The organism is Streptomyces zinciresistens K42, from assembly GCF_000225525.1.
Classification (GTDB): domain Bacteria; phylum Actinomycetota; class Actinomycetes; order Streptomycetales; family Streptomycetaceae; genus Streptomyces; species Streptomyces zinciresistens.
Genome location: NZ_AGBF01000304.1, coordinates 1 through 5,380, shown reverse-complemented (window position 1 = coordinate 5,380; position 5,380 = coordinate 1). Strand labels below are relative to the sequence as shown.

Here is a 5,380-nt window from a genome sequence, read left to right as displayed (position 1 = left end):
GGCGAGGCGTCCTACGCGGCGGCCGAGCGGCTCGGCATCCCGCCGGACCCGGCGCGGGGCGGCGCCGCCTCCGGCGTGACGTACATCGTCTTCAAGAACTCCCGCGTCTCACCCCTGGAGAGCCGGGACGCCGCTGTCGCGCTGGGCGGGAAGCTCGCGGAGGAGTTCGCCGCGGGCGGCTGAGACGACCGCGGTCAGCGGGTGCGGACCGCGGTGAACACCGTCTGCGCGGCGAGCACGAACACGTCGGGGCGGTGGTGCACGCTCGCCCTGTCGCCGGGGTCGAGCAGCCGGTCCAGGCTCGCGCGGTCCTCGGCGTCCAGGTGCTCGGCGAGGCCGTCGCGGGTGCGGGCGAGGATGTCGGCGGCGTAGGCGCGGGCGCGGTCCGGGGTGGGGGCGGGCAGATCGAGGAGGAAGGTGCGGGTGCCGGTGGGCCGCAGTCCGGCGGAGCCGAGCAGCGCGGGCCAGTCCTCGGTCTCGGCGACGGAGCCGGGCAGTTCGGCGCGCATCCGGGTGAAGCGGTCCGCCTCCAGCGCGTCGAGCCGGCTCTGGAGGCCGGGTTTGCCGAAACCGATGTCCCGCGGCAGGAACCGGGACGTGAGGCCGCCCTCCTGGAGGGCCAGCGTGCCGCCGGGCGTCAGGCGCTCGGCGAAGGCGGCGAGGGCCGCGCGCTGGTCGCCGAGGTGGTGCAGGCTGCGGCCGGCCCAGAGCAGATCGGCGGGATAGTCCAACTCGTCCAGGACACCGGGGAGTTCACCGGTGAGTGTGTCGAACCGGTCGGCGACGCCGAGGCGCTCGGCGCGGGCCCGCGCCCGGTCCAGGAGCGGGCCCGAACCGTCGACGGCGACGATGCGCGCGCCGGGGAAGGTGTCGGCGAGCAGGCAGGAGACGACGCCGGGGCCGCTGCCCGCGTCGACGATCAGCCCCGGCTCGGTCTGCCGCTTGGCCAGCCAGGCGAGGGCGTGCTCGTACAGCGGTGTGAACAGCTCCGCCTGCGCCTCCAGCATCGGAGCCAGCTCGCCCCAGTCGACTCCGGTGTGGTCGTGGCCCTGGTGGCCCGCGGGGCGGTCGCCGTGCCGGTGGTCTCCGTGGTGGTCGTGCGCCATGCCGTCAGCCTCTCGTCAGGATGCGCCCAGAATGCGCCGGCGCACCGGCATGAGGCCACTGTCCTTGCCGTAACGGCAAAACGGAGGCAAAGAATCCGAGTGCGGCGGGCGGTGCGGACCGGTCCTGCCGGTCCGCACCGCCCGCCGCGGTGGCGTACGCGATCCGCCGGACCCGGCCCGTGCGGCGGGCCGGCCCCGGCGGAAGGCGGGACGCGGTTACGGCAGCGGCGGGTACGCGTTCTGCATCAGCTGCCGGAACTGCGCCGAGAACCACTTGCCGGACAGCGGGGCGTTCGGCAGGGCACCGGACATGCTGTTGCCGTTGCGCGCGTTACCCGTGTAGGTCGGGTCGCACATCCGGTCGAAGCCCTTGCCCTCGTCGTTCGGGATCGCCTGGCTGGAGCCGTCGGACTCACCCGGGGGCTTCATCCACACGTACGCGTCGACACCGGCCGCAGGGTTGGCCCGCGGCCGCTCGCCGAGACCGGCGCCGGACTGGTTGCACCAGTTGCCCACGTGGATGCGGCGGTCGTAGCGGCCGCCGTTGACGTAGGTGTCGACGTTGGTCGTCGCGCCCGGTCCGGTGGGCCGGGCGGTGCCGCCCCAGCCGTTGCGGGAGGTGTCGATGAGCATGCCGACCCCGGCGTTGAACCCGGCGCTGACCAGCTGGTTGCGGAAGCCCTGCGCGAAGGACTGCTCGTCGACGTAGCGGTTCCAGTCGACCCACTTGGACTCGCGCACCGACTTGCCGCCCACGGAGTCGTTGATGCTGAAGTTGTCCTCCTTCAGGGCGCTGTAGTTGGCGGTGTTGGTGATGAAGCCGGCGACGTCGTTGACGGTGGCGCCCTCGGAGGTGGCGGCCTCCTTCATGATCGCGGCGCTGGCGGCGAAGTTGTCGTCCCAGCCGATCCAGCCGTGGTGGCCGGCGTCGATGTAGTTGTAGACGTTGGGCGCGTCGCCGAGCTTGTTCAGGGCGTAGCCCACGCCCTTCTGGTAGTTGCCGTTGGCCTTCATCACGTCGCACTGCGGGGTGGCCGTGGGCCGGCTGCCGGTGTTGGTGACCAGGTTCGGCAGCGAGTCGATCTCGATGGTGGTGACGATCCGCAGCGAGGCGTACTTCGGGTCGGCGAGGATCGCGGCGATCGGGTCGATGTACTCCGTCTTGTAGCGGCCGATCTCCGTCGGGCCCAGCTCTCCGTTGGAGGCGAGGGCGGCGCAGTCCCGGCCGGGGAGGTTGTAGATCACCAGCTGGACGACGAGTTCACCGCTGCCCTTCTGGGTCAGCGCGTTGTTGAGGTGGTCGCGCAGGCCCATGCCACCGTTCACGCCCGCGATGGCGGCGGTCCGGTCCAGCCACACGCCGGTCGGCTGGTTGGCGACCCGGCTTCCGCCCGGCTCGGCGGCGGCCTTCGCCGACCACTCGGGGTTCACGTACACCTTGGCCCCGTCGTAGGGGTTGTCGACCCGCGAACCGCCGGGTCCGCCCGGTCCGCCGGGTCCGCCCGGGTCGGTCGGGTCGGTCGGGTCGGTGGGACCGCCGTCGTCGACGTTGCAGGTCACGCCGTCGAGGGTGAAGGCCGTCGGGACGGCGTTGGTGCCGCTGAAGCTGCCCTGGAAGCCGAAGCTGACCGAACCGCCCGTTAAGAGCGAGCCGTTGTAGCCCTCGTTGGCGGCGGTGACGTTCGCGCCGCTCTGGCTGATGCGCGCGTTCCAGCCGTTGGTGACCTTCTGGTCACCGGCGAAGGACCACTTCACCGACCAGTTCGACTTGGCCGCGCCCTGGTTGGTGACGGTCACGGCGGTGGTGAAGCCGGTGTTCCACTGGTTCTGCACCGTGTAGGTGACGGTACAGGGGACGGCGGCGGCGCCGACGGCGCCGGGGTCCGCGGCGAGCGCGGCCCCCGAGGCCCCGACGACCAGCGCCAGGGCGGCGAGTATCGCTGTTCTCGTACGACTCATGGGTGCGGGTTTCCTTCTCCTTGAGAGGCGTCGTCCCGTCGAGGGCGCGCGGATGCGCACGCGGCCGTGCCGGGCGCGACGTGAGGGTTCGTGCAGGACGGAGGATCAGGTCCGGAGCCCGGGAACGGGCCTGGCGACGGCGGGTCGCGAGGCGTCCCGGGCCGCGGACCGCCGCGCGGCGGTGCCCGCGCCGAGCTGCGCGGGCACCGGTCGCGCGGAAACCGGCCGAGCTGGCACCGGCTGGGCTGCCACCGACCGAGCTGACACCGGCTGTGGTGACACCGGCCGAGCGGGCGGCGGCGGGCCGCGCCGCGGCGTCCGGTCCGGCCGGGTGAACGCCGCCGCCCGACGGGCGGCGGATGCGAGAAGTGAACGCGGGGCGTGTCGCATGAGCGACTCCTTGCAGATCAGGCACGCCGTGAACGGACGAGCCGACTGATGGAACCGCTCCCACTGGTGCCATGAAGTTAGCGCCAAGTGACGGTTATGCCCAGAGGTGTTACCGACATTTACAGCGGACGGCGCGTCGAATTAATTCGACTCTTCAAGCACCTTGACCCCTCGCACGCGGGTCCGCACTATGGGAGCGCTCCCACTGGTTCAAGCCTTGACCTCTCCGAGCCGCGAGGAGGACCAGCACGTGCATTCCCCGCACAGACGCCGGGTGCCGGCGTCCACCCGCCGCCGCTCCCGGGCCCGCTCGGACGGCGCCTCGGACGACGGTTCCGACCCGGACCCGGACGCGTACGCGGAGTCGCCCGTACCGCTGTCCCCGCCGGGCACTCCGCGTGGTCCCGCCACCTGACGGCGGGGCCGCACGGGCGGGCGGCTCCCTCCCGCACACGGGACCGCCCGCCCCTCGCCCGCCCGGCGCCGCCGCGGACATCCCGGCGGCGCCGGGCCGGCGCGGTCGCCCCGGGCGGGCGACCGAGGGTCATTCCGGGACTGATGGCGACCGGGACTTCCTTGATTCCAGGGCTACTTGAAGGACTCACCGTCGGAGGGGACCGCCAGGGGAACGCCCCGAAACGGCTCCTGCGGCCCGCGTTGCCCTGGGTCTGGGGTGCCGGGGCCGGGTGTGGGTGCCCGGTCCTGATCGCCGGGTCCGGGCCGCGCGCGGCCCGGGTTCAGCCGTCCCGGCGGAACGCCCGTACGCTGAAGACCGGTTCGGGACGCGACCGGTCCTGGTCGGGCAGGGCGGCGAGGCGGGCGGCGAACCCGTCGGCGAGGGCGTCCCCGGGCGGCAGCGTGACGAACCACCCGCGGCGCAGGTCGGCGAGGGTGCGGCGGGGGCTGCGGCCCTGGCCGCGTCCGGTGAACCCGGTGCGGCCCGCGGGAACCAGGCCGTGGGCGCGGGCGCAGGACTCCACGGCGTCCGCCGCGTCCAGGGCGGCGACCCGCGGGCGCGCGGCCATCACGGCGTCGATGTCGCTGCCCACGTTGTGCGCGGCCGCCTTGTCGACGGTGGTGACGTACACCCCGCCGGGGCGCAGTACGCGGGCGCACTCGGCGACGACTGCCGCCACGTCCTCGGGGGTGGCGGCCAGGTGCAGCAGCCAGACACTGCTCACGGCGTCGAACCGGCCGCCGCGGAACGGCAGCCGCCGGCTGTCGGCGCGCACGACGGCGCCGGGCAGGCGGGCCGCGGCATGCCGGGCCATGGCGGGCGAGAGGTCGACCCCGGTCACGGAGAGGCCGGGGCGCCCGGTGGCGAGCCTGCGGGTCACGATGCCGGTACCGCAGGCGACGTCGAGCAGGGTCCGGGTGCCGTCCGGCAGGAGGCCCAGCACCGCGTCGGCCGCGGCGGCGGCGCGGGGTTCGCCGCCGCGCGAGGCGTCGTACCGCTCGGCTTCCTCGTCGTAGTCGAGCACGGCCGTCACTGGGCTCCGTGGCCGGGGGCGAGCTCCTCGATCCTGCGCGCGAGGGCGAAGTCCCGCTCGGTGACCCCGCCCGCGGTGTGGGTGTTGACGGTGACGGACACGGTGTCGTAGCCGAGGGTGAGGTCGCTGTGGTGGTCGAGTTCCTCCTGCACCTGGGCGATGTGCACGACCATCGCCGTGGCCGCGAAGTGCGAGGCGAGCCGGTAGGCGCGGGCGATCCGGTCGCCCTCCCGGGACCAGCCCGGCAGCCGCGCGAGCCGCTCGTCGACCTCTGTCTGCGACAGCGGTTCCTGGGGCATGGTCGCGCTCCTTCCTCGACGGGCCTGCTCTCGCCCTCAGCGTCCCACAGCACGGGCGCCAAGGCCCTGGCGGAGACGTTTCCCGCCGGGGGCCGGCGGGCGGGCTGCCCCGCCGTCCCCGCTGAACGGGTGCCCC

Annotated in this window: 4 protein-coding genes and 1 pseudogene; 1 reads left to right on the top strand and 4 read right to left on the bottom strand. The window is 73.8% G+C overall.

Annotated features, from left to right (window positions below; translation table 11 throughout):
- Nucleotides 1–183: pseudogene (locus SZN_RS35085) on the top strand (glycoside hydrolase family 75 protein); the annotation flags it as partial.
- 11 nt (nt 184–194) lie between these two features.
- Here the strand turns inward: SZN_RS35085 and SZN_RS35080 are convergent.
- From SZN_RS35080 to SZN_RS35065, 4 genes are all read right to left on the bottom strand, one after another.
- Nucleotides 195–1,106 (bottom strand): class I SAM-dependent methyltransferase, encoded by a 912-nt coding sequence (locus tag SZN_RS35080; RefSeq protein ID WP_007504766.1) that lies wholly within the window; start codon nt 1,104–1,106, stop codon nt 195–197.
- Between the two features lie 216 nt (nt 1,107–1,322).
- Entirely contained in the window at nt 1,323–3,065 is a 1,743-nt protein-coding gene (locus SZN_RS35075; RefSeq protein WP_007504765.1) for a glycoside hydrolase family 6 protein, read from the bottom strand.
- Between the two features lie 1,127 nt (nt 3,066–4,192).
- Nucleotides 4,193–4,936 carry a class I SAM-dependent methyltransferase gene (locus tag SZN_RS35070; protein WP_043734798.1) on the bottom strand — a complete coding sequence of 248 codons (744 nt, stop codon included), beginning with the start codon at nt 4,934–4,936 and terminating at the stop codon, nt 4,193–4,195.
- 5 nt (nt 4,937–4,941) lie between these two features.
- Nucleotides 4,942–5,244 (bottom strand): 4a-hydroxytetrahydrobiopterin dehydratase, encoded by a 303-nt coding sequence (locus SZN_RS35065; protein WP_007504762.1) that lies wholly within the window; start codon nt 5,242–5,244, stop codon nt 4,942–4,944.
- Nucleotides 5,245–5,380 lie beyond the last annotated feature (136 nt).

What these genes read in the sequence shown, in the direction of transcription:
- SZN_RS35080 (WP_007504766.1), bottom strand. Translation starts at nt 1,106, where the DNA reads ATGGCGCACGACCACCACGGAGACCACCGGCACGGCGACCGCCCCGCG.
- SZN_RS35075 (WP_007504765.1), bottom strand. Translation starts at nt 3,065, where the DNA reads ATGAGTCGTACGAGAACAGCGATACTCGCCGCCCTGGCGCTGGTCGTC.
- SZN_RS35065 (WP_007504762.1), bottom strand. Translation starts at nt 5,244, where the DNA reads ATGCCCCAGGAACCGCTGTCGCAGACAGAGGTCGACGAGCGGCTCGCG.